Annotated in this window: 18 protein-coding genes; 12 read left to right on the top strand and 6 right to left on the bottom strand. The window is 71.7% G+C overall.

What is annotated here, in order from left to right:
• Positions 1–69: 69 nt before the first annotated feature.
• Positions 70–2,688, bottom strand: coding sequence for a class III lanthionine synthetase LanKC (gene lanKC, locus ABZT03_RS25875; protein WP_356043142.1), 2,619 nt, complete (start codon positions 2,686–2,688; stop codon positions 70–72).
• A 209-nt stretch (positions 2,689–2,897) separates the two neighbouring features.
• Here lanKC and ABZT03_RS25880 point away from each other — a divergent pair, with 209 nt between their 5' ends.
• From ABZT03_RS25880 to ABZT03_RS25910, 7 genes are all read left to right on the top strand, one after another.
• Complete coding sequence (locus tag ABZT03_RS25880) at positions 2,898–5,354, top strand: SpoIIE family protein phosphatase (protein WP_356043144.1); 2,457 nt, start codon at positions 2,898–2,900, stop codon at positions 5,352–5,354.
• Positions 5,355–5,432: 78 nt separating this feature from the next.
• Positions 5,433–5,852, top strand: coding sequence for a CBS domain-containing protein (locus tag ABZT03_RS25885; protein WP_356043146.1), 420 nt, complete (start codon positions 5,433–5,435; stop codon positions 5,850–5,852).
• 122 nt (positions 5,853–5,974) lie between these two features.
• On the top strand, positions 5,975–6,154 hold the full coding sequence (locus ABZT03_RS25890) for a hypothetical protein (protein WP_356043148.1): 180 nt from the start codon (positions 5,975–5,977) through the stop codon (positions 6,152–6,154).
• Positions 6,155–6,279: 125 nt separating this feature from the next.
• Positions 6,280–7,347, top strand: coding sequence for a glucose-1-phosphate thymidylyltransferase (locus ABZT03_RS25895; RefSeq protein ID WP_356043150.1), 1,068 nt, complete (start codon positions 6,280–6,282; stop codon positions 7,345–7,347).
• Positions 7,344–8,324: a dTDP-glucose 4,6-dehydratase gene (gene rfbB / locus ABZT03_RS25900; RefSeq protein WP_356043152.1), complete on the top strand. Its 981-nt coding sequence runs from the start codon at positions 7,344–7,346 to the stop codon at positions 8,322–8,324. Before ABZT03_RS25895 ends, rfbB begins: the two co-directional genes overlap by 4 nt.
• Positions 8,321–9,202 carry a dTDP-4-dehydrorhamnose reductase gene (gene rfbD / locus ABZT03_RS25905; RefSeq protein WP_356043154.1) on the top strand — a complete coding sequence of 294 codons (882 nt, stop codon included), beginning with the start codon at positions 8,321–8,323 and terminating at the stop codon, positions 9,200–9,202. The genes rfbB and rfbD overlap by 4 nt, the downstream gene beginning before the upstream one ends.
• Positions 9,199–10,002, top strand: a complete 804-nt coding sequence (locus ABZT03_RS25910) for a class I SAM-dependent methyltransferase (RefSeq protein ID WP_356043156.1) — start codon at positions 9,199–9,201, stop codon at positions 10,000–10,002. Before rfbD ends, ABZT03_RS25910 begins: the two co-directional genes overlap by 4 nt.
• On the opposite strand, the gene rfbC is transcribed toward ABZT03_RS25910, so the two are convergent.
• Positions 9,992–10,600, bottom strand: coding sequence for a dTDP-4-dehydrorhamnose 3,5-epimerase (gene rfbC, locus ABZT03_RS25915; RefSeq protein WP_356043159.1), 609 nt, complete (start codon positions 10,598–10,600; stop codon positions 9,992–9,994). The two genes, ABZT03_RS25910 and rfbC, sit on opposite strands and share 11 nt — an antisense overlap.
• Positions 10,601–10,604: 4 nt before the next feature.
• Positions 10,605–12,569 carry a glycosyltransferase family 2 protein gene (locus ABZT03_RS25920; protein ID WP_356043162.1) on the bottom strand — a complete coding sequence of 655 codons (1,965 nt, stop codon included), beginning with the start codon at positions 12,567–12,569 and terminating at the stop codon, positions 10,605–10,607.
• A 169-nt stretch (positions 12,570–12,738) separates the two neighbouring features.
• Here ABZT03_RS25920 and ABZT03_RS25925 point away from each other — a divergent pair, with 169 nt between their 5' ends.
• The 3 genes from ABZT03_RS25925 (at position 12,739) to ABZT03_RS25935 (ending at position 17,587) form a co-directional block, all read left to right on the top strand.
• Positions 12,739–13,239, top strand: a complete 501-nt coding sequence (locus ABZT03_RS25925) for a metallophosphoesterase (protein WP_356043165.1) — start codon at positions 12,739–12,741, stop codon at positions 13,237–13,239.
• 387 nt (positions 13,240–13,626) lie between these two features.
• The gene (locus ABZT03_RS25930; protein WP_356043168.1) at positions 13,627–15,648 is read left to right on the top strand and encodes a translation factor GTPase family protein; all 2,022 of its coding nucleotides are present in this window, start codon (positions 13,627–13,629) and stop codon (positions 15,646–15,648) included.
• Between the two features lie 73 nt (positions 15,649–15,721).
• Positions 15,722–17,587, top strand: a complete 1,866-nt coding sequence (locus ABZT03_RS25935) for a cellulase family glycosylhydrolase (RefSeq protein WP_356043171.1) — start codon at positions 15,722–15,724, stop codon at positions 17,585–17,587.
• A gap of 85 nt (positions 17,588–17,672) precedes the next feature.
• Here ABZT03_RS25935 and ABZT03_RS25940 read toward each other — a convergent pair whose 3' ends face one another.
• Positions 17,673–18,932, bottom strand: coding sequence for a YncE family protein (locus tag ABZT03_RS25940; RefSeq protein ID WP_356043174.1), 1,260 nt, complete (start codon positions 18,930–18,932; stop codon positions 17,673–17,675).
• A 199-nt stretch (positions 18,933–19,131) separates the two neighbouring features.
• Here ABZT03_RS25940 and ABZT03_RS25945 point away from each other — a divergent pair, with 199 nt between their 5' ends.
• Together ABZT03_RS25945 and ABZT03_RS25950 are read left to right on the top strand one after the other, a co-directional pair.
• Positions 19,132–19,794 carry a TetR/AcrR family transcriptional regulator gene (locus ABZT03_RS25945; RefSeq protein WP_356043177.1) on the top strand — a complete coding sequence of 221 codons (663 nt, stop codon included), beginning with the start codon at positions 19,132–19,134 and terminating at the stop codon, positions 19,792–19,794.
• A gap of 316 nt (positions 19,795–20,110) precedes the next feature.
• Positions 20,111–22,090, top strand: coding sequence for an RICIN domain-containing protein (locus tag ABZT03_RS25950; RefSeq protein ID WP_356043180.1), 1,980 nt, complete (start codon positions 20,111–20,113; stop codon positions 22,088–22,090).
• Positions 22,091–22,111: 21 nt separating this feature from the next.
• On the opposite strand, the gene ABZT03_RS25955 is transcribed toward ABZT03_RS25950, so the two are convergent.
• Both ABZT03_RS25955 and ABZT03_RS25960 read right to left on the bottom strand, forming a co-directional pair.
• Positions 22,112–22,438 carry a hypothetical protein gene (locus ABZT03_RS25955; protein ID WP_356043183.1) on the bottom strand — a complete coding sequence of 109 codons (327 nt, stop codon included), beginning with the start codon at positions 22,436–22,438 and terminating at the stop codon, positions 22,112–22,114.
• The coding region (locus ABZT03_RS25960; protein WP_356043185.1) for a cbb3-type cytochrome c oxidase subunit I at positions 22,435–23,418 on the bottom strand (984 nt) is incomplete at its 5' end. The genes ABZT03_RS25955 and ABZT03_RS25960, both read right to left, overlap by 4 nt.

Below are 23,418 nucleotides of genomic sequence, written 5' to 3' on the forward strand. Positions count from 1 at the left end.
TCCTTCCGTGTGGTTTTCCGTGTGATGTGTGTTGTTCACCCGTGGGGACGGGGTCTGGTCACGACTCCGTCAGTGCGCGGAGCCGCGTGGTGTGGGCCGCCCGAGCGGCGGCAGGAACGGCAGGTGAGCGGTACTGCCCGGGTCGAGGGCCGCGCCGAGCGCGAGCAGGCACCCTGCCGTTCCGGTGCCCAGGTCCATCGACAGACGCATCATCTGGTGCCCGGGGAAGGCCAGTTGGCCCTGGTAGGACATGGCGAACCAGCCGAGGCCGGCGACCTGGCGCGCCAGCCGGTCCGCGGTGGCGCCGGGCGCGGTGGTCCGGGCCAGGTGCAGGATCATCCCGGCGCGGCCCTGGAAGAGCCCGGGCTGCGCGTAGAAGCGGGAGCCGGCGGCGGTCAGGGCGCCGGCGCGGGCCCGCTGGAACTCCCCGCTGTCGCCCTGGGCGTGAGCGAGGTAGTCGTCGAGGACCAGGCCGACTCCCACGCTGCCGTCGCCGAGATAGGGCAGGGTCCGCCAGCCCTCGTCGACCTCCAGCGCGCCGTCCTCGCGGTACACGCAGCCCTCCAGGTCCCGGCGCAGCGCCAGGCCGGCCGCCGCCAGGAGTTCGGGCTCGCCGGTCGCCTCGTACTGCCGCAGCAGGAACAGCGCCGGCCCGGTCGCGCCCCGCATCAGACCGGCTCGCGGGCGTGGCGTGGCCGGGCGCGGTTCGGCGAGCCGGCGGACGAGGAGGTGTGCGGCCTCGGCGGCCCGCTCGCCCAGTTCCCGCTCACCGGTGGTGCGCGCCAGTTGGCCCAGGACCAGGCCCAGGCCGGCGAGCCCGCCGTGCAGGTCGGACGACAGGTTCTGCCAGCGTTCCCTGAGGATCGCCTCGACCAGGTCGAGGGCCCGCTGCCGGTGTCCGAGCCGGTCCAGGACGTGGGCGACGCCCGCGAGACCGTCGTAGAGGCCGAGCGGGGTGCCCACGGGCGGCGGGGCGGTGCGGGCGAGGAGCCAGCGTTCGCCCTCCTCGTACCGCTCGCCGCCGGTCTCGGCGAGCGCGTGCAGCACACCGGCCGCGCCGTGCGCCAGGCCGAGGCCGCCGCCGTCGGAGAACTGGGCGATGTCCCCGGGGAAGAGCCGGTCGTCGCGCTCGGGGGTGGCCGACGCGAGGATGGCCTTGACCATGGAGTCGCGGCTGTAGGGCCAGTCGCCGGGCTCGACGAACGAGGGCGGCGAGGGCGGCGAGGGCGGCCGGGTGCCGACGGCGACGTCCCGGGTGATCTCCGCGACCGCCTCGTCGAGGAAGTCCCGCGGTACGCCCGGGAATTCTTCGTGGATGACGTCCGCCAGGTGGGCGGCCTTGCCGCGGTCGACCACGAACAGCGTGGTGACCGGCAGGAACAGGGCGAGTCTGAGACAGGCCAGTGCGTAGCGGTCGACGTCGATGCCCCGGCGGTCGGGCGGGGCGAAGAACCCGGGATGGGCGACGACCTGGCGGCCCTGTTCGGAGACGGGGGCGGCCGCCTCGAAGTCGACCAGGTACACCGACTCCTCGTCCGGGGCCACCATGATGTTGAAGACGTGCAGGTCGTTGAAGACGATCCCGCGCGCGTGCACCGCCTCCACCGCCCGCTCCACCGCCCGGTGGATGCGCACCGCCCAGGCGGCGTAGTCGGCGACGGCCTCGGGATCGGGGTCCGTGGCGAGCAGCGGATGCCGCTCGGCGAAGAACGCGTTGAGGGGCCGCCCCTCCAGGAAGTCCATCACCAGGAAGCGGTGGTCGCCGAGGGTGAACCAGTCCCGCACCTCGGGCACCACCCCCGTGCCCGCGACCTGCTCCAGGGCCTGCTTCTCGCGCTCCAGCCGGGCGATGGCGTCCGCGCCGTCCGAGGCGAGGCCGGCGTGCGGCCGGCCCTCCTTCAGCACCACCCGGCGCCCGTCGCGGGTGTCGGTGCCCGCGTAGACCCCGCCGCCGTTGGAGAAGTGCAGCGCCTTCTCGATGCGGTACGGCAGTTCGCCGACGGTGGTGGTGTTGCGGGCCTCCAGCTGCGGCCGGAGGAAGGCGGGCAGTGTCACCCACTCCGGCACCTGGAACGACGGAGCCCGCCGGTCCGGCACCAGCTGTCCCGCGCCGTCCCGGACCGCCGGCACCAGCGATCCCCGCTCGTCGACGACGAACATCCGCGCGAAGGCGCCGTACCGGACGTAGAGCGGGCCCTGGTTCCAGCGCAGGTCGGTGAGGATGTACGGCCCCTCGAAGCCCTCCAGCAGCCCGCCCAGCTCGCGCAGTACGACGTGCAGCTGTTCCTCGTCCGCCGGGTAGACGGTGACGAACTTGCCGCTGCCGTCCCGGGCCGCGTACTTGGTGTTGCGCAGGTGCAGCAGATGCGGGCCCGGCACGAACTTGAAGGGGATGCGGCGCGGCACGCAGTAGTCCCACACGATGCCGGCGATCTTCTCGGCGTCCTGCCGGGTGGCCGAGGCGTGGATCTTCCAGCCCTGGGCCGGACCGGCCTCGGCCGTCCCGTCCGGGCCGAGCGGGGTCAGCGTCAGCCAGTCCCCGACCCGGGCCGAGGCCCACCCCTCGGGGACCTCGCGCCGGGCCGTAGCGTACAGCGGCGCGGCGTCCCGGCCGTCCGCCGACAGGCGGTCCGGTGTCTCGTAGAAGTGTCTGTCGGCGAGCGCGTACACCTCGTAGCGCTTGTCCATGCGTCCCCCTCTCGGGCCCGGCACCGAGACTCCCAGCCGGGCACCGGCCACGGACAGTCACGGCTGTCACGAGCTCACCGTGCGGAACGCACGCGTCAACAACTGTTCGAATGGTTTCGAGCGTCCGCGCCCCTCTCGCACCCCCGGCGCACCCGGGGCGCTCCACGGAACGGTCACAGGGGCTGCGCGGGTGCCCGATACGCGCTGTAATGGCGAACGTGGTCAGTGAGGGCGCTACCGGACGCAGAAAGAGAACGCTGCGAGCCGAAGTTGCCCTCAGATCGCTGTCGGACGGTCCCGACTCACCCCAGCGGCTGCGTCGCGTGCTGGAACAGGCGCTCGTCTTCGCCGGGGCGACGTTCGCCGCGGTCTACGCGCCCGGCGAGGACGGCGGGCAGCTCGGCCTCGTCGAGTCCGCCGGGGTGCCGCGCACCGTGTACGGGCTGCGCGACAGCTACCCCACGGCAGGCCACTCCCCGGTGGCGGAGGCGCAGCGCACCGGCCGTCCGGTGTGGCGGGACCCCGAGGAGCTCGCCGCCTGCGCCGACTCCCGCCGTTCCCCCGCGCGGGACTTCCACCTGGCGGTGCTGCCCGCCTTCGCGGACCGCGACCGGGCCTGTCTGCTCGCCGTCGGAGAGGACCCCGGCGGCTTCGACGACGAGGAGCGCGCCTGCCTGGCCCTGATCGCCGCCGCCGTCGTCTGCCCTCCCACGGCAGCGGCCGCGGAGGGCGAGCAGCTGCGCTCCAACGCCTTCAGCCTCGCCATGGACACCGGCCGGGTCGAGGTCGGCGAGAACATCCTCGACCTGTTCGGGCTCGGCCGGCCGGAGTTCGACGGCAAGGTGGAGACCCTGCTGGGCCGTACCGTGCCGGAGGACCTGCCCTCGCTGATGTCCGTGGTCGAGGCCGACCACATGTCCATCGGCGACCGGGAGCTGGAGTTCCGCATCCTCCAGCCCGCCGGACCGCCCAAGTGGCTGCGGCTGCGCGGCCGCCTGGTGTCCGGCGGCGAGGGCCACCCGGCCCGGCTGGTGGGCACCGTCACCGACGCCTCCACCCTGCGCTCCGACGTCACCGACGTGACCCGCGTCCAGCGGCTGGCCGCGGCCCTGGCGACCGCCGGGACCGTCCGGGACGTCAGCCAGGCCGTCGTCTCCGCCCTGCGCGAGCCGCTCCAGGCCGACCGGATCGCCCTGGCCGAGCTGGAGAACGAGCGACTCGTCGTCACCGTCCTCGATCCGCCCGAGCCCGAGGCGTGGCCGGAGCTGTGGCGGCTGGAGTGGCGCGGCGAGTGGCCCGACGCGCCCGTGCGCGCCATGCCGACCCTGGGCGCCGCCCTGCGCGAGGGCCGCGCCCAGATCTGGCCCGCGGGCACCGCCCTGGAACCCGCCCTCGCGGAGGTCGGCCCCGGCGGACTGGCCGTGCTGCCGCTGGCCGCCGCCGGTCACATGGCGGGCGCCTGTCTGATCGGCTGGGACAGCCCCCACGACTTCGGCCCCGACGAACGCGCCCTGCTCACCGCCTCCGCCGGCCTCGCCGGGCAGGCCCTGATGCGCGCCCACGCCTTCGACGCCGAGCACGAGCTGGTCGGCATGCTCCAGCGCCAGCTGCTGCCCCGCCGGCTGCCCAAGCTGCCCGGCGCGGTCGCCGTCGCCCGCTACCTGCCGAGCACGGCCGGACTGGAACTCGGCGGCGACTGGTACGACGTGATCCCGCTGCCGGACAACCACGTGGCCCTCGTCATCGGTGACGTCCAGGGCCACAGCGCGGGCGCCGCCACCCTGATGGGCCAGATGCGCACGGCGCTGCGCGCGTACGCCGTCGAGGGCCACCCGCCGGACGTCGTGGTCTCGCACGCCAACCGTCTGCTCATGGACATGGAGACCGACCTCTTCGCCACCTGCTGCTACGTCGACGTCGACATGGAGGAGGGCTCCGCCTGGTACGTGCGCGCCGGACACCTGCCGCCGGTGCTGCGTCACCCGGACGGCGTAACGGAGATCCCCGAGGCGGAAAGCGGCCCGCCGCTGGGCGTGGTGCTGCGCGCCGACTTCCCGATGAGTCCGCTGCGGCTCCAGCCCGGCACCGTCCTCGCGCTGACCACCGACGGACTGGTCGAGACCCACGAGGCCGACATCGACGAGGGCATGGACCGCTTCGCGCACGGCCTGGCCGGCTCCGACCCCGGCCACCTCGGCCTCGTCGCCGACGTCCTGCTTGGCAACGCCCGCCGCAGCGACGACGTCGCCCTGCTGCTGATGCGCTACGACGGCATGGCCAGCCGTCCGCTGCGCGAGGGCTGGACGGTGTGGCGGGTCCCCGAGGCGGTCCGGCACGCGCGCCGCTTCAGCCGCCGCACCCTGCGCACCTGGGGCGTGCCGGGCGAGGCCATGGACCCCGTGCTGCTCGTGGTCTCCGAGCTCGTCACCAACGCCCTCGTGCACACCGACGGCCAGGTCCGCCTGGACCTCACCCTCGTCAACCAGCGGCTGCGCGTCGCCGTCACCGACTCCTCGCCCCGCACCCCCGTCAAACCGACCAGCATCGGCTGGGAGGCCACGGGCGGTCGCGGCATCCTGCTCGTCGAGGCCATGTCGGCGGTGTGGGGGACGGTGCCCGTCAGCGGCGGCAAGCAGGTGTGGAGCGAGATTGCGCTGGACGGATGACGCACGCCCGTTCGCGGGTACCCGGCGGCCGAGCGGCGAGGACCGTCGCCGCCGGAGCCGAAGGGTGAGGTACCCGTCATGCCCCAGCACGTCAGCGACATCATGACCGCGGCACCGGTGACCGTGCGGCCGCAGGCGTCCGTCCGTGAGGTCGCCCGCATCATGCGGGACCAGGACCTGGGCGCCGTCCTGGTCACCGACGACGACCGGCTGCGCGGCCTGGTCACCGACCGTGACCTCGTGGTGCGGTCGCTCGCGGAGGGCGGCGACCCCGAGCGGACCACGGTGGCCGACGCGCTCAGCGGCGACCCGGTCACCGTCACCCCCGAGGACGACCTCGACCACGCCGTCGAGCTGATGCGCGAACACGCCGTGCGCCGCCTCCCGGTGGTCGAGGACGGGCGCCCGGTGGGCATCGTGGCCCTCGGCGACCTGGCCATGGAACGCGATCCCGAGTCGGCCCTCGGCGACATCAGCGTGGCCAGGCCCACCACCTGAGCCGTGCGCCCGGCGTTTGACGGGCGCGACGCCGGGGACCCGGCGTAGATCGAACAAAGATGCTGCTCCCGGCCCGGTGCGGGCCGGGAGCAGGACTGGACGCAGAAGGAAGATGAAGTGCCGTGACCTCGCAGATCACCGACAAGCCCGTCGCCCGCCGAGCCGAGACGGGCTGGTCCAGGGCCCGCCGCCTGCGCGAGCAGGCCGCCATGCGGACCTGCCTGCCGGCCGTCGAGGACGAGAGCGTCCCGCCCACCGCGCACACCAACCCCGAATGGAACATCGTGCGGGGTGAGGACTGACCGGCCCGCAGGCCGGCCGCGCCCCGGCCGCGCCCGGCCGCCTCCGACGGTTCTCACCGTCCTTTGTCGTTTGAGCTGTTCATGTGAACCCCCCGTTCCGCCGGATACGGGCTAAGGTGACGCAGATGAAGGCTCTCGTGCTGTCCGGAGGCGCCGGTACACGACTGCGGCCGATCACTCACACCTCGGCCAAACAGCTCGTGCCCGTGGCCAACAAAGCCGTTCTTTTCTACGGTCTGGAGTCGATCGCCGCGGCCGGTATCACCGAGGTCGGGGTGGTCGTCGGAGACACCGCCGCCGAGATCGAGGAAGCGGTGGGCGACGGGTCGAAGTTCGGCCTGCGGATCACCTACATCCCCCAGGAGAAGCCCCTGGGCCTCGCCCACGCGGTGCTCATCGCCCGCGACTGGCTGGGCGACGACGACTTCGTGATGTACCTCGGCGACAACTTCATCGTCGGCGGCATCTCGGGGCTGGTCGACGAGTTCCGCACCAACCGGCCCGACGCCCAGATCCTGCTCACCCGCGTGCCCGACCCCCGCTCCTTCGGCGTCGCCGAACTCGACGAGAGCGGGCAGGTCGTCTCCCTGGAGGAGAAACCCGAACACCCCAAGAGCGACCTGGCCCTGGTCGGGGTGTACCTGTTCACGCCCGCCATCCACGACGCGGTCCTCGCCATCGAGCCGTCCTGGCGGGGCGAGCTGGAGATCACCCACGCCATCCAGCACCTGATCGACGTCGACGCGGACGTCCGCTCGACGGTCATCAAGGGCTACTGGAAGGACACCGGGAACGTCGTCGACATGCTCGAGGTCAACCGGACCGTCCTCGAGACCCTGGAGCCGCGCGTCGACGGCGAGGTGGACGAGGCCTCCGAGACCATCGGCCGCGTCGTGGTGGAGGAGGGCGCCCGCATCGTGCGCTCACGCATCGTCGGCCCCGTCGTCATCGGCGCCGGAACCCTGGTCAGCGACTCCTACGTCGGCCCGTTCACCTCCGTCGCGGAGAACTGCCGTATCACCGACAGCGAGGTGGAGTTCTCCATCGTGCTGCGTGACTCCTCGATCCACGGGGTGGGCCGGATCGAGTCCTCACTGATCGGCCGGCACGTCGAGGTGACCCCGGCGCCCAGCGTGCCCAGCGCCCACCGCTTCGTACTCGGAGACCACAGCAAGGTGCAGATCCACACATGAACCTCCTCGTCACCGGCGCCGCCGGGTTCATCGGCTCGGCCTACGTCCGCGCACTGCTCGCCGCCGATCAGCCGGACGCGCCGCGCATCACCGTGCTCGACAAGCTCACCTACGCGGGCACCCTGGACAACCTCGAACTCGACCATCCCCGGCTGGAGTTCGTGCAGGGTGACATCTGCGACGCCGAGCTCGTCGACAAGCTGACGGCCGAGGCGGACCAGGTCGTGCACTTCGCGGCGGAGTCCCACGTGGACCGCTCGATCACCGGCGCCGCCGACTTCGTCCGCACGAACGTCCTGGGCACCCAGACCCTGCTGGACGCGGCCCTGCGCTACGGCGTCGGCACCTTCGTGCACGTCTCCACCGACGAGGTCTACGGCTCCATCGAGACCGGGTCGTGGCCGGAGACGCACCCGCTCCAGCCCAACTCCCCGTACTCCGCCTCCAAGGCGTCCTCCGACCTGCTCGCCCTGGCCTACCACCGCACCCACGGCCTCGACGTCCGGGTGACCCGCTGCTCCAACAACTACGGCCCACACCAGTTCCCCGAGAAGGTCGTGCCGCTGTTCGTCACCAACCTCCTCGACGGCAAGAAGGTCCCGCTGTACGGCGAGGGCCTCAACGTCCGCGACTGGCTGCACGTCGAGGACCACTGCCACGGCATCGACCTCGTCCGGACCGGGGGCCGGGCCGGCGAGGTGTACAACATCGGCGGCGGCACCGAGCTGAGCAACCGCGAACTCACCGGCCTGCTCCTGGAGGCGTGCGGAGCGGACTGGGACCGGGTGGAGCACGTCGAGGACCGCAAGGGCCACGACCTGCGCTACTCCGTGGACTGGTCCAAGGCCCACGAAGAGCTGGGCTACGAGCCGCGCCACGACTTCCGCACCGGCCTCGCGGACACCGTCGCCTGGTACCGCGACAACCGCGCCTGGTGGGAGCCCCTGAAGCGGCGTGTCAGCGGGGAGCGTGCATGAAATGGCTCGTCACCGGCGCGGGCGGGATGCTCGGCCGGGACATGGTCGAGGAGCTGCTGCGGCGCGGTGAGCAGGTCGCCGCGGCCGACCGCGCCGCCCTCGACATCACCCTGCCGGACAGCGTCACCGCCGCCTTCGCCGAGCACCGCCCCGACGTGGTGGTCAACTGCGCCGCCTACACGGCCGTCGACGACGCCGAGCAGGACGAGCAGCGGGCCCTGCTGATCAACGGCGAGGGCCCCCGCCTGCTCGCCCGCGCGTGCGCCGCCCACGGCGCGCGACTCGTGCACGTCTCCACCGACTACGTCTTCTCCGGCGAGGCCCGCGCCACCCCCTACCCGGAGGACCACCCCACCGCCCCGCGCACCGCGTACGGCCGCACCAAGCTGGCGGGTGAGCGGGCCGTCCTGGAGGAGCTGCCCGGCGCGAGCGCCGTGGTGCGCACGGCCTGGCTCTACGGCGTTCACGGCGGGAACTTCGTGCGCACGATGCTCGACCTGGAGACCCGCCGGGACACCCTCGACGTGGTCGACGACCAGCGCGGACAGCCGACCTGGAGCGCCGACGTCGCCGACCGGATCGCCGACCTCGGCGCCCGGCTCGGCAAGGACGAGCGCGCGCTCGGCGTCTTCCACGCCACCGGCTCCGGCGAGGCCACCTGGCGCGACCTCGCCCAGGAGGTGTTCCGTCTCGTCGGCGCGGACCCCGAGCGGGTGCGCCCCACCGACAGCGCGGCCTTCGCCCGGCCGGCACCACGTCCCGCGTACAGCGTCCTCGGTCACGACCGCTGGCGTGAGATCGACCTGGCACCGCCGCGGGACTGGCGGGCCGCCCTGCAGGAAGCACTGCCTCTCATCCGCAAGGAGATTTCCCAGTGAAACGTCATGAGTTCCTTCGGGGGCTCCACAAGGCCAGCGCGAACCGCAACTACCTGGAGATCGGCGTCAACGACGGCCGGAGCCTGACGCTGTCGCGGGTACCCAGCGTCGCCGTCGACCCCGCCTTCAAGGTGGTCACGGAGATCCGTTGCGACGTCCACCTGGCCAAGGCCACCAGCGACGACTTCTTCGCCCGCGAGAACCCGCTGGCCCACCTCAGGGGCGGCCGTCACCCGCTGCGCAACCTCGCGCGGGGCCGCGGCCCCCTCGCCTACTGGCGCCGCACCACGCTCGACCTGTCGTTCATCGACGGCATGCACCTGTTCGAGTACGCGCTGCGGGACTTCATCAACATCGAGAAGCACTCCGACTGGGCCAGCGTCATCGTCTTCGACGACATGCTGCCGCGCAGTGTGGACGAGGCGGCCCGGGACCGGCACACCAACGCCTGGACCGGTGACGTCTACAAGGTCATCGAGATCCTCAACCGGTACCGCCCCGACCTGGTGACGGTCCTGGTCGACACGGCGCCCACCGGCCAGCTGGTGATCTTCGGTGCCGACCCCACCAACACCGTCCTCAAGGACAAGTACGACGAGATCATCGCGGAGTACGAGGTCCCCGACCCGCAGAAGGTGCCGGAGACGGTCCTGGAGCGGGCGTCGGCCGTGAAGCCGGAGCAGTTGCTGGCGGCCGGGTTCTGGGCGCCGCTCGTGCGGGCCCGCAACCGCGGGACCAAGCGGTCCCGCGGCTGGGAGCCGCTGCGCCGTTCGCTGGAGCAGCTGAGCGTCAGCCGCTGAGCCGTCCGGCGCGCAGCCGCTCGTAGTGGGCGGAGCAGGTCTCGTACGACGGAAGTAGTCCGGACCGCTCCGCCTCGGCCAGTGAGGGCGCCTCGGCGTCCTTCGGCGACAGCACGGGCTCGATGTTCTCGGGCCAGGGGAGCGCGAGCTGCGGGTCCAGGGGGTTCACCCCGTGCTCGCGGCCCGGCGCGTACCCGGTGGAGCACAGGTACACCACCGTCGCGTCGTCGGTCAGCGCCATGAAGGCGTGCCCGAGACCCTCCGCGATGAACACCGCGTGCCGGCTGTCGTCGTCGAGCCGGACGGCCTCCCACTGACCGAAGGTGGGTGAGCCCACCCGCAGGTCCACCACCACGTCGAGGACGGCGCCCCGCACACAGGTGACGTACTTGGCCTGGCCGGGCGGGGTGTCGGCGAAGTGCACCCCGCGCAGGACGCCCCGGCGGGACACCGAGCAGTTGGCCTGCGCGAGGTCCAGGTCGTACCCGGTGGCCTCGCGGAACTCCTCCCCGCGGAACCACTCGTGGAAGCTGCCCCGCTCGTCCGGGAACACCTTGGGTTCCAGTACCCAGGCCCCGCTGATCCCCAGTGATCGCACTCCGTCATGCCTTCCGTGCGGTGAATCCGGATGTCTGCCTGCCCAGCAGCGCGCCGAGGGCGCGCCGCGCCCTGCGCGCCAGCCGCCGTACGAGCCCCGCCGGGGTGGCCCGCCGCGCCAGGATGCGTCCGGCCCGCGCCCGCAGGACCAGCGGCAGCGCGAGGAAGCGCGGCTCGTCGGCGCCGGGGGCCGGGCCGAGCTGGACCCGCCAGGCGGAGCCCCGCACGTCGGCGGCGGGCAGGGCGGCCTCCAGGACCGACCCGGACCCCTCGGGGACGGGGCGCAGCGTGGCGGGCACGTCGATGACCGAACCCGCGGTGAGGCGCAGCACCACCTCGGTGTCACCGGGGACGTACAGCGGCAGGGGGGCGCGCAGCAGGCCGTCGGACACCGTGACGTCGGCGGCGGCGAGCTGCGTCAGGCCGAGCCGCTTGGTCGCCCGGTCGACGTCCAGGGCGAGGTTGCCGGCGGGTTTCGTCCAGTACGGCAGGACCACGCGGCGGCCGACGACGCCGGGCGCCGCAGCCGTCCGTCCCGCTTCCGGGACCGGTCCCAGCCGGCACTCCTTGGTCCAGGCGCCCAGCTTGACGCGGATGAAGACGTCCCACAGGCCGCCGCCCAGAGGGGCGCCGCCGGCCGCGGTGGCGGGGTCGACGGTGGCGGTCGCGTGCAGCACGAGCCGGACGCGGCCTTCTTCGTCCGCGGCAGCCGCGACGGTCTCCCGGGTGAACTCCACGGGCTGGAAGTACTGCGCCGCGCTGGAGCGCTCCCGCAGCAGCAGGTCGACGGTGGCCTTGTCGAACGCGGCCGCGCTGTCGGCCTCCACCCAGGCGGTCGCCGCGGCGGCGTCCTCGGGCGGGGCCGCCGGCCGGCCGGCGCCACCGGCGGCCGGGAAGGTCATCGGCTCGCCGCCGGAGGCGTACTCGGCGGTGAGACCGATGCGCAGGGTGTCTCCCTGCCAGCGCACGTCCAGCGGCGCGGCGGTGGGCGCGATGCCGGCCTCCCAGCCCGCGAAGGCGACCAGGTCGTCGAAGCGGTCAGCGGCGATCAGTCCGGCGACGACCCGCTGGGCCGGCGGCAGGCCGGCCGCGACGCCGGGCCCGAAGCGCTCCACGACCACCCCGCGGATCTCCTCGAACAGCTGCCTGCGGTAGCCGTCGTCGGGCAGGGCGAGCAGGCGCCTGCCGCGCATCCGCTCCACCATCTCGTTGCGCAGCCAGCGCCGGAAGAGCCGGTCGCGCAGCGGGCCCGGGTCCGTGTAGCGCTCGACGACGTCCAGGGCCTCGCGGAGGTTCTTGAAGTAGCCGACCGGGTCGAAGCGCTGGAAGCCGGCGTTGCCGGCGTCGTCCCGCTTGACGTGGTAGTAGCAGACGTAGTCGCTGAGCACCGAGACGCAGTCGGCGCGCAGATACGCCTCCGTGACGAAGACGTGGTCCTCCAGCCGCCGCCTGCCCTCGGGGAAGCGCAGCTCGATCTTGTCCAGGAACTCCCGGCGGAACATCTTGTGCGGGGTGAGACTGTCGATGAGCGGCGCGTTCTCGACGGTGGCGCGGGGGTGGTTGTGGCGGAAGAGCTCCACGGGCACCGGGCGGCCCCGGCCGGCCATCTTGCCCACGACCACGTCGGCGCCGTTGGCGATCGCGTAGTCGTACATGCGTTCGAGAGCCTCGTCGCCGAGGTAGTCGTCGTTGTCGACGAACATGACGTACTCGCCCACGGCGGCGGCGATGCCGACGTTGCGGGGCTTGCCCGACCAGCCCGAGGGCTCCTGGTGGACGACCGTCACCCGGGAGTTCTCGGCGGCGAGGGCGTCCAGCCGGGCGGGTGAGCCGTCGGTCGAGCCGTCGTCGACGAAGATCACTTCGTACTCGTCGGGAGGGAGTGACTGCCTCAGCAGCGAGGAGACGCAGTCCTCGATGTATGTCCCCGGGTTGTAGACGGGAACGATGACGCTGACCTTGACCGGCATGTGGCTCCGGGCTTCCGTGGGTTGCTTGCCGTGGGCGTACGACTGCTGTGGGTGGCCAGATATTATCCCCATCGGGCGGGTTGTCCCTTGCGCACCCACCGACGGAGACGGCCACCGTGACACGAAGGTTGTGCCGACCAGGGTAAGAGGTCCCTCTTACGCTGGTGGCGTGCGCCTCCTTCTGGTCTCCGACACCCACCTCCCCAAACGCGCCAAGGTGCTGCCCCGGCAGCTGCTCGACGAACTTCCGCGCGCCGACGTCGTGGTCCACGCCGGGGACTGGGTCGACACCGCCACCCTCGATCTGCTGGAGAGCCGCAGCCGCCGGCTCGTCGCCGTGTACGGCAACAACGACGGCCAGGAGCTGCGGGCCCGGCTTCCCGAGGTGGCGTACGCGGAGCTCGGCGGCCTGCGCCTCGGCGTGGTGCACGAGACGGGCGCCGCGCAGGGCCGGGAGGCGCGCTGCGCCGCCCGCTTCCCCGACCTGGACGTCCTGGTCTTCGGACACAGCCACATCCCCTGGGACAGCACCACCGCCACCGGCCTGCGCCTGCTCAATCCCGGCTCCCCGACCGACCGCCGCCGCCAGCCCCACTGCACCTACCTGACGGCGACCGTGGCGGCGGGCGGCCTGACGGAGGTGGAACTGCACCGCCTGCCGGCGCGGTGAGCACGCTGGGGGCGCGGGTGAGGCGGCGGGCGCCGGTGGTGAGCACGACGAGCCCCGGCTCGCACCGGTTGCGGGCGTGATGAGCAGGCGGGAGGCGCGCGGGCGCCCGCGGGCGCCGGGTGTACGCGCCCCGGAGCCGTCGCGAGCGGCAGACGCCCGCCCGTTTCGCCGCATGTCGAATGCGCACGCGGACGGTCGCGGCCGGGTGTTAATCCGTTGCGGCCGTCACCGGCGACTGTTGCACTGGTGGTGATCCGACACCGCGAAGAACCGTGAACCACCGCGAAGACCGGTGAACCACCGCGAAGAATCAGGAGCAGTCATGCGCGCACCGTCCATGTCCCGCCCGGAAGGAACGCCCCCACTCTTCAGAGGACATGACGCTTCGTGCACCTGCTCAACCTCGGCATCCTCGCGCACGTCGACGCGGGCAAGACCAGCCTGACCGAACGCCTGCTGCACACGGTCGGCGTGACCGACGAGATCGGCCGGGTCGACGACGGCACCACCCGTACCGACACCCTCGCGCTGGAGCGTCGGCGCGGCATCACCATCAAGTCCGCCGTCGTCTCCTTCGCGGTCGACGGCATGACGGTCAACCTCATCGACACCCCGGGGCACCCCGACTTCATCGCCGAGGTGGAGCGTGTGCTCGGCGTGCTCGACGGCGCCGTCCTGGTCGTCTCCGCCGTCGAGGGCGTACAGGCCCAGACCCGCGTCCTGATGCGGACCCTGCGGCGGCTCGGCATTCCCACGCTCGTCTTCGTCAACAAGATCGACCGGCGCGGCGCGCGGTACGAGGGCGTCCTGCGGGCGATCGCCGGCCGGCTGTCCGCCGCGGTCGTGCCGATGGGGACGACCGAGGCGCTCGGCACCTCCGCCGCCCGCTTCGTCCCGGGACCGGGCCCGGCCGCGCTCGACGTCCTCGCCGACCGCGACGACGCGTTGCTGACCGCTTACGTCGAGGGAACCCTCACCGGCGAGCGGATCGGCGCGGCCCTCGCCGCACAGACCGCCGAGTGCCTGGTGCACCCCGTGTACTTCGGCTCCGCCGCCACCGGAGCGGGAGTGGACGAGCTGGTCGCGGGCATCAGGACGCTGCTCCCGGCCGCCGGCGGCGACCCCGGCGGGCCGCTCTCGGGGACCGTGTTCAAGGTCGAGCGGGGTCCCGCGGGGGAGAAGGTGGCGTACGCGCGGATCTTCTCCGGCACGCTGCGCGTCCGCGACCGCGTTCCGCTGGGCGAGGAGTCCGGGGACGGGCAAGGGGGTGCACGGCGGGAGCGCGGGGCCGCACCGGGAAGGTCGGAGGGCAGGGTCACCGGGATCTCCGTCTTCGAGGACGGGGACGACGTCCGAGCCGACACGGTGCAGGCCGGTCGGATCGCCAGGCTGTGGGGCCTCACCGGCGTCAGGATCGGTGACGCGCTCGGCGAACCCCGCAAGCGGGAGGCGCACCTCTTCGCGCCGCCCACCCTGGAGACGGTCGTCGTCGCGGGCCCCGGCACGGACCGGCGGGCCCTGCATCTCGCGCTCACCCGGCTCGCCGAGCAGGACCCGCTGATCGGACTGCGGCACGACGAGGTGCGCCGGGAGATCTCGGTGTCGCTCTACGGCGAGGTGCAGAAGGAGGTCGTCCAGGCGACCCTCGCGGAGGAGTTCGGACTGCGGGTCTCCTTCCGCCGGACCACGCCTCTGTGCGTCGAGCGGCCGGCCGGGACGGGCGCCGCGGTCGAGGTCATCAAGCAGCACCCGAACCCCTTCCTGGCGACGGTCGGCCTGCGCGTCGAGCCGGCGCCGCCCGGCGCGGGCGTGGACTTCCGGCTGGAGGTGGAGCTCGGCGCCATGCCGTACGCCTTCTTCAAGGCGGTCGAGGACACCGTGCGCGAGACCCTCGGCCAGGGCCTGCACGGCTGGCAGGTGACCGACTGCACGGTCGCCATGACCCACTGCGGCTACTCGCCCCGGCAGAGCCACGCCCACCAGGGCTTCGACAAGAGCATGTCCAGCACGGGCGCCGACTTCCGCGGACTGACCCCACTCGTGCTCACCGAGGCGCTGCGACGGGCGGGTACCAGGGTGTACGAGCCCATGCACCGGTTCCGTGTGGAGGCCCCGGCGGACACGCTGGGCTCCCTGCTGCCGGTGCTCGCCGCGTCCCGGGCGGTGCCCCGCACGGCCGGCACGCGGGACGGGCCGGGTCTGCTGGAGGGGGTGGTTCCGGCCGCCCTGGTGCACGGTCTCGAACAACGGCTGCCAGGGCTGACCCGGGGCGAGGGCGAATGGGAGAGCGCCTTCGACCACTACGCGCCCGTCGTCCACGGGGCCGTCCCCGAGCGTCCGCGCACCGACCGCAATCCGCTCGACCGGAAGGAGTACCTGCTGAACGTGACCGGCAGGACGGGCAACTGAGCTGCAAGGTGCGGAACTTACCTGTGAGTCAGAAGTATTGACGGTGTCGTGAAATCGCCCGACTGTAGTGGACATGCCGAATATCCGGGCTCGTCTGCTCGTTGTTCTGGTTGTCCTCTGCGGACTCTGCGGTTTCCTGACGGTGGCGGGCTCCCCGGCCGCCACGGCCGCCACCCTCCCCGACTCCCTTCCCTTCGACGGCACGCCGCTCACCGTGTCGAACGGCCGCTTCGTGGACGGCGACGGCCGCGAGGTCGTCCTGCGCGGCTACAACGTCTCCGGCGAGACCAAGCTGGCGGAGAACAAGGGCCTGCCCTTCGCGTCCGTCGCCGACGCCAGGAAGTCGGCGACCGCGCTGCGCGCCCTGGGAGGCGGCAACTCCGTGCGGTTCCTCCTCTCCTGGGCCTACGCCGAACCGGCCCAGGGCCAGGTGGACACCGCCTACCTGGCGGCCGCGACCGACCAGATGCGTGCGTTCCTCGACGCGGGCATCCGCGTCTACCCCGACTTCCATCAGGACCTCTACTCCCGCTGGCTGTTCGACGACGACAGCTGGTACACGGGGGACGGAGCCCCGAAGTGGGCCGTGGACCTCGGTGGCTATCCCGACGAGTCCTGCGGCATCTGCCTCTTCTGGGGGCAGAACATCACCCAGAACGGCGCGGTCACGGGGGCCCAGCACGACTTCTGGCACAAGGCCCACGGCCTCCAGGACGCCTTCCTGGCGACCGCCCAGCAGACCATGACGTACGTCCGGCAGCACCTGAGCACCGAGGAGTTCGCCGGCGTCGTCGGCTTCGACCCGTACAACGAGCCGTTCGCCGGCACCTACGACTCGGGCCAGACCAGCCGCACCTGGGAACGTGACCTGCTGTGGCCCTTCTACGTGAGGTTCCGGGCCCGGATGGACGCGGCCGGCTGGCAGGACAAGCCCGCCCTGGTCGAGCCGAACCTCTTCTGGAACGCCAACATCGACGCGCAGAAGCAGGAGGGCGGCCTCCTCGACGCGGGCGCGCTCGGCTCCCGGTACGTCTTCAACACCCACTTCTACGACCAGAAGGCCATCTCCGGCATCCTGATGTGGGGCAAGGCGTCCGACGGGCAGTACGCCGGCGACTTCGGCGCGATCCGCGACCGGGCCGCCGCGGCCAGAACGGCGGCCGTGGTCAGCGAGTTCGGCCACCCGCTCGCGGGCACCGTCGCCGACAAGGCCCCGACGGTCCTGAAGGCGATGTACCAGTCCCTCGACTCCCGTGTGAAGGGGGCGAGTTGGTGGGTGTCCCCGGCCGGCTCCGGCCCGGTCCTGTCCGGCACCCAGTGGCAGTGGGACCTCTACAACGGGCGACACCACGAGCTGATGAACGACAACGCCGGCAAGGTGCTGACCTCCGGGGACGCCTGGAACGACGAGGACCTGTCGGCCGTCCGCCTCGACGACTCAGGCAACGCGGTCCTGCGTCAGGACACCAGGCTCCTCGACCGCGTCTACCCGAGCGCCACCTCCGGCTCGACCCTCGCCTTCACCTACGAGGACCGCTCCCGCGACGGCTCGACGACCCTGACCTGGAACCCGGTCCCCGGTTCACTGCCGAACGTGGCGAACCTCGTCGGCTCCGGACAGTACGGGCTCCTGGTGTGGCGCTCCGGGGCCGGCTCCGCGCCCACCGAACTGCACCTGCCGGCGACCTTCCCGACGGCGTCCACGACGGTGGTCTCCGACCTCGGCACGGCCTACAACCCGCCGGCATACGCGAGTTCGACACCGATCGCGGCGGCCCGCGAGCCCGGCGGCACGGGCAGCCGCCGCCTGCTGCTCACCGACCAGGACTCCGGGGTGCCGCACTACGCGCTGGTGACCAACGGGGCTGCCTCGCCGTCCGCGGGCGTGCTGAGCGCGGCCCGGTCCGAACTGGCGGCATGGGCGGCCGCCAAGTTCTGACACCGCGGCCCGCCACCCCCGCCGGTACCGGCCGCTGTCGCGGACCGGTGCCGGCGGAGGAGCGGGCGCAGGAGGCACGGGAACGTCAACTCGTCGCCGGGCCGGTCCAGTTGTTCAGCACGTGACCCAGCCGTACGCGCTGCGGGTGGTCGCCGACCGGCACCGACACCGTCTTCTTGCCGGTGGCGAAGTCGATCGCCGTCACCTGGTCGGCGCCGCTCTCGGAGACCACGCAGTCCTTGCCGTCCCCGCTGACGGTGGCCCAGTACGGCTTGGAGACGGTGTTGAGGGGGCCCTCCTGGAGGGTGGCCCGGTCGACGACCGTCGCGTAGTCGTCCATCGTGCCGGCGACACACAGCTTGCTGCCGTCGGGGCTCATCGAAAGACCGTGGTGACGCGAGTCGTTGACCCAGGTCGTACGGTCCTCGCTGGTCGCGGGGTTCTTCGGCAGCGTCTTCACCCGGGTGATCTTGTCGGTGGCGACGTCGTACTCCAGGAAGCCGTTGAAGAACGACACCTGGAAGTAGAGCTTCGACTCGTCCGGGGAGAACACCGCGGGCCGTACCGCGTCGGAGAAGTCCTTCAGGCCGATCGCGTCCAGGCGGGAGCGCATGTCGATGACCTTGACCTGCTTGTAGGTCGTGGCGTCCACGACCGTGATGTGCCGGTCGCCCTTCGTCCAGTCCCAGCCCGGGTCGTCCAGGTCGGTGTTGACGTCACCGATGGCCATGTTCCAGATGTACTTGCCGTCCTTGGTGAAGATGTTCTCGTGCGGCTTGTCCCCGGTGGCGAACGAGCCCAGCTGCTTGCCGCTGTTGATGTCGAGGACGTGCACGGTGTTGGCGGTCGAGGCCGACACCGCCACCCGGGTGCCGTCGGGGGAGACGGCCATGTGGTCCGAGCGGTAACCCGACACGGCGAAACGCCAGTTGATGTTCCCGGTGGCGAGGTCGATGGAGACGACGTCGGCGAAGCTCGGCCGGGAGACGACCACCGACCTGCCGTCCGGCGTGGAGTACATGTCGTCGGCGAACTGGTCGTGTCCCTCCCCGACGCCGTTGCGGATCGCCATGAAGTAGATCCACTTGATCGGGTCGGCGTTGATCGCCGCCATCCGCGCGTCCTTGTCGGGGATGACGTTGATGCGGCCGACCTTCGCGAAGTCACCGGACGACTTGATGACATCGGCCGTGCCGTCCCAGTTGTTCCCGACGAACAGCACCTCGCGCAGGGCGGCGGCCGTCGCGTCGGGGGCCGCGGCCGTCGCGGCGGTCGCGGGAGCGGTGAGGGTCAGGACGAGGGCGGCGGCTACGGAGCAAAGGTGCCTGGGTCTGATAGCAGGCATGAGTGCTCTCTCCTCTGGAGTGGGGCGTCATGAGTGGAACATGCCAAGACGGCATGGCCGAATCTGAACACGAGCGCATTCAGAGTGAACTTACTGCAAAGTAAGGAAGAGGGGGCCTTCTCCACAAGACCGCGGACAGGACAAAATCGGCTGTCGGACCGATCCGTGCGACGATCGGCGGTGAGAGAGGGAGGCGCGGGTGACCGGCAGGCTCAGGGCGGCGACCGGCCGCTACGGCGGCAAGTCCGCCGAGGAGCGCCAGGCGGAGCGGCGCAGGCGCTTCCTGGACGCCGCGCTCCAGCTGTTCGGAGACGTCCCCGGCTACCGCTCCACCACCGTCGCCGCGCTCAGCGAGGCCGCGGGTCTGTCCACCCGTCAGTTCTACGAGGAGTTCCGCACCCTGGAGGACGTCCTGGCCGCCCTGCACCTCCAGGTGAACGGATGGGCCGAGCAGGCCGTCCTGGCCTCGGTGAGCGGCATCGGGCCGGTTCCGCTGGCAGAGCGCGCGGCGGCGATCTTCCGGGCGTACGCGGCGAACGTCACCTCCGATCCGCGCCGGGTCCGGATCACGTTCGTCGAGATCATCGGCGTCAGTCCCCGGCTGGAGGAGCAGCGGCTGGCCCGCCGCGCCCGCTGGGTGAACCTGGTGTGCGCCGAGGCCGCGGCGGCCGTCGAGCGGGGCGAGGCGGCGCCCCGCGACTACCGGCTCGCCGCCACGGCCTTCATCGGCAGCGTCAACGGCCTGCTGCACGACTGGAACGCCGGCTGGGTGGACGCGACCCTCGACGAGGTCGTCGACGAACTGGTCCGGCAGCTGCTGGCGATCCTGCGACCGCCGGGATGGCGGCCCGCCGGAGCCTGACGGGTTCCGCCCGCCCGGTGCGAGCGGCGGCGATGGCCGTCACCCGTGACCTGCCCCGGCCGTGCGGCGGTGACGACCCTCGCCCGCCGCCCCGGAGCCCTTCCGCCGCGGGCCGCGCGCCGGTGCCGGCGCCGACCGTCGGCCGCGTGGCAACGACCCGCCGCGCGTGGCGAGTTCGCATCGCTGTGCACCCTCGTCACAGCCGTTGACTTTGCCCTCCCGCGGTTCTACGTTCGCCCCGCGACACGTTCGGAGCACCGATCCATGTCCGAAATAACGAACTCATGGTGGGTCCCCCCCCGCATGAAGGAGCCGCATGTCCCCCCGCATGTCCGCCCCGCCGCGCCCGGCCGCCAGAGCTCACCTGCGGCGCTCCCGGGCCGCCGCCGTCCGCGCCCTGGTGCTCGTGCTCACCGTGGCCGCGGCGCTGCTGTTCGCCGGCCCCGGTCCGGCCCAGGCGGCGACGACCCGCCAGATACCCGTGCCCACCGCCCCCATGGGCTGGGCCTCCTGGAACAGCTTCGCCGCCAGGATCGACTACAGCGTCATCAAGAAGCAGGTCGACGCGTTCGTCGCGGCCGGCCTGCCGGAGGCCGGGTACAGGTACATCAACATCGACGAGGGCTGGTGGCAGGGCACCCGCGACAGCGCCGGGAACATCACCGTCGACACCGCCGAGTGGCCCGGCGGCATGGCCGCCATCGCCGACTACATCCACAGCAAGCGTCTCAAGGCGGGCATCTACACCGACGCCGGCAAGGACGGCTGCGGCTACTACTACCCCACCGGCCGCCCCGCCGCTCCCGGTTCGGGCAGCGAGGGCCACTACGACCAGGACATGCGGCAGTTCTCCACGTGGGGCTTCGACTTCGTCAAGGTCGACTGGTGCGGCGGCGACGCCGAGGGCCTCGACGCGAAGAGCACCTACCAGGCCGTCAGCGACTCGGTCGCCAGGGCCACGGCGGCCACCGGCCGTCCGCTGACCCTCTCGGTGTGCAACTGGGGCTACCAGAACCCCTGGAACTGGGCGCCGGGCCAGGCCCCGATGTGGCGGACCAGCACCGACATCATCTACTACGGCAGCAAGCCGTCGATGAGCAGTCTGCTGTCCAACTTCGACCAGACGCTGCACCCCACGGCCCAGCACACCGGCTACTTCAACGACCCGGACATGCTGATGGTCGGCATGGACGGCTTCACCGCCGCCCAGAACCGCACCCACATGAACCTGTGGGCGATCTCCGGCGCCCCGCTGCTCGCCGGCAACGACCTGACGACCCTCACCTCGGAGACCGCGGCGATCCTCAAGAACCCCGAGGTCATCGCCGTCGACCAGGACACGCGCGGACTCCAGGGCGTGAAGGTCGCCGAGGACACCACCGGCGCACAGGTCTACGGCAAGGTCCTGTCCGGCACCGGCAAGCGCGCGGTCGTGCTGCTCAACCGCACCTCCGCCGCCCGGAACATCACCGTGCGCTGGGCCGACCTCGGCCTGACCGGCGCCTCCGCGACCGTCCGTGACCTGTGGAGCCGGTCGAACCTGGGCAGTCACGGCACCGGCTACACCGCCAGCGTCCCGGCCGGCGGCTCTGTGCTGCTCACGGTGACCGGCGGCACCGAGGCGGCGAGCAGCACGTACACCGGCACGGCGAGCTTCACCGGCGTCGTCGCGGGCAGCACCGGCGTGAAGACCGTCGACGTGTCCTACACCAACACCGGCACCACCGCCCGGACGGCCGCGCTCCAGGTCAACGGCCAGAACGCCACCACCGTGTCCTTCCCGCCGACCGGGTCGAGCGCGGGCACGGTGTCGGTCGCCGTCGCCCTGGCCAAGGGCTCCACGAACAAGCTCACCTTCTCCGGCGGCCCGGCGCTCGACTCCGTCACGGTCAGGCCGCTGCCCGGCGCGAACGGCGCCCTCGCCGTCGGCAAGCAGTCCGGCCGCTGCCTCGACCTCTACGACAACACCACCGGCAACGGCACCCAGGCCGAACTGTGGGACTGCAACGGCGGCCGGAACCAGTCCTGGACGTACACCTCCCGCAAGGAACTCGTGGTGTACGGCAACAAGTGCCTGGACGCCTACAACCTCGGTACGACCAACGGCACCAAGGTCGTCATCTGGGACTGCAACGGCCAGAGCAACCAGCAGTGGAACGTGAACGGCGACGGCACGATCACCAACGTCAACGCCGGTCTGTGCCTGGACGTTTACAACAACGCCACCACCAACGGCAGTCCGCTGGACCTGTGGTCGTGCGACGGCGGCGACAACCAGAAGTGGACGCTGACGTAGCGCCCGTTGCCTGTCGCGGCACTAGAGCAGAAGAAGCAGCGCCCCCGTGGTCGCGGCGCACGCCAGCAGCCAGCCGGCCAGCAGGCGGCGCCGCAGGCCGCGGTAGGTCTGTTCGTACTCGGCCCGCACCTCACGGGCACGGTCCGCCGTGCGCTGCCAGGAGGTGCGGGCCAGGTTCAGGTACTGCGCCTCCAACCGGCCCTCCAGCTCTGCTCGCTGAGCGTCCGTCAGCCACTGGAGCTGAGCGCAGACGTCCGTCGCGGCCCTGCGTCCCTCCTCGCGGGCGGCGGCGATCAGCAGATGCCCCTCGATGTCGTTGAGCAGCGCCCGGCTGTCGACGGCGGTCACGCGGGCGTCAACTCCCTGTCCTGCGAGCCGGTCTCCGGGTGGTTCAGGTCGAACGCCGGGGACTCGCTGCGGATCCGCGGCAGCCGGACGAAGTTGTGCCGCGGGGGCGGGCAGGAGGTCGCCCACTCCAGCGAGCGGCCGTAGCCCCACGGGTCGTCGACCTCGACCGGCTTGCCGTACCTGGCCGTCTTCCACACGTTGTAGAAGAAGGGCAGGAAGGACAGGCCGAGCAGGAACGAGAAGATCGTCGACACCGTGTTGAGCGTGGTCAGGCCCTCCACCGCCAGATAGTCGGGGATACGGCGCTGCATGCCGTTCACACCCAGCCAGTGCTGGACCAGGAACGTGCCGTGGAAGCCGATGAACAGCGTCCAGAAGGTGATCTTGCCGAGGCGCTCGTCGAGCATCTTGCCGGTGAACTTCGGCCACCAGAAGTGGAAGCCGGAGAACATCGCGAAGACGACGGTGCCGAAGACGACGTAGTGGAAGTGCGCCACCACGAAGTACGAGTCGGAGATCGCGAAGTCCAGGGGCGGAGACGCCAGCATGACTCCGGTCAGACCACCGAAGACGAAGGTGAGCAGGAACCCCGTCGCCCACAGCATCGGCGTCTCGAAGGACAGACTGCCCTTCCACATGGTGCCGATCCAGTTGAAGAACTTCACGCCGGTCGGGACCGCGATGAGGAACGTCATGAAGGAGAAGAACGGCAGCAGCACACCGCCGGTGACGTACATGTGGTGGGCCCACACGGTTACCGACAGACCGGCGATGGAGATGGTCGCGGCGATCAGGCCCATGTAGCCGAACATCGGCTTGCGGGAGAACACCGGGATCACTTCGGAGATGATGCCGAAGAACGGCAGGGCGATGATGTACACCTCCGGATGGCCGAAGAACCAGAAGAGGTGTTGCCACAGCAGCGCTCCGCCGTTGGCCGCGTCGAAGACATGTGCCCCGAACTTCCGATCCGCCTCCAG

The organism is Streptomyces sp. NPDC005574 (assembly GCF_040605435.1).
GTDB lineage: Bacteria > Actinomycetota > Actinomycetes > Streptomycetales > Streptomycetaceae > Streptomyces.

Bases quoted from the DNA above. Each gene is read 5' to 3' on its own strand.
- ABZT03_RS25950 (WP_356043180.1), top strand. From the start codon at position 20,111: ATGTCCCCCCGCATGTCCGCCCCGCCGCGCCCGGCCGCCAGAGCTCAC.
- rfbB (WP_356043152.1), top strand. From the start codon at position 7,344: ATGAACCTCCTCGTCACCGGCGCCGCCGGGTTCATCGGCTCGGCCTAC.
- ABZT03_RS25920 (WP_356043162.1), bottom strand. From the start codon at position 12,569: ATGCCGGTCAAGGTCAGCGTCATCGTTCCCGTCTACAACCCGGGGACA.
- ABZT03_RS25935 (WP_356043171.1), top strand. From the start codon at position 15,722: ATGCCGAATATCCGGGCTCGTCTGCTCGTTGTTCTGGTTGTCCTCTGC.
- ABZT03_RS25885 (WP_356043146.1), top strand. From the start codon at position 5,433: ATGCCCCAGCACGTCAGCGACATCATGACCGCGGCACCGGTGACCGTG.
- ABZT03_RS25940 (WP_356043174.1), bottom strand. From the start codon at position 18,932: ATGCCTGCTATCAGACCCAGGCACCTTTGCTCCGTAGCCGCCGCCCTC.
- rfbD (WP_356043154.1), top strand. From the start codon at position 8,321: ATGAAATGGCTCGTCACCGGCGCGGGCGGGATGCTCGGCCGGGACATG.
- ABZT03_RS25895 (WP_356043150.1), top strand. From the start codon at position 6,280: ATGAAGGCTCTCGTGCTGTCCGGAGGCGCCGGTACACGACTGCGGCCG.
- ABZT03_RS25880 (WP_356043144.1), top strand. From the start codon at position 2,898: ATGGCGAACGTGGTCAGTGAGGGCGCTACCGGACGCAGAAAGAGAACG.
- lanKC (WP_356043142.1), bottom strand. From the start codon at position 2,688: ATGGACAAGCGCTACGAGGTGTACGCGCTCGCCGACAGACACTTCTAC.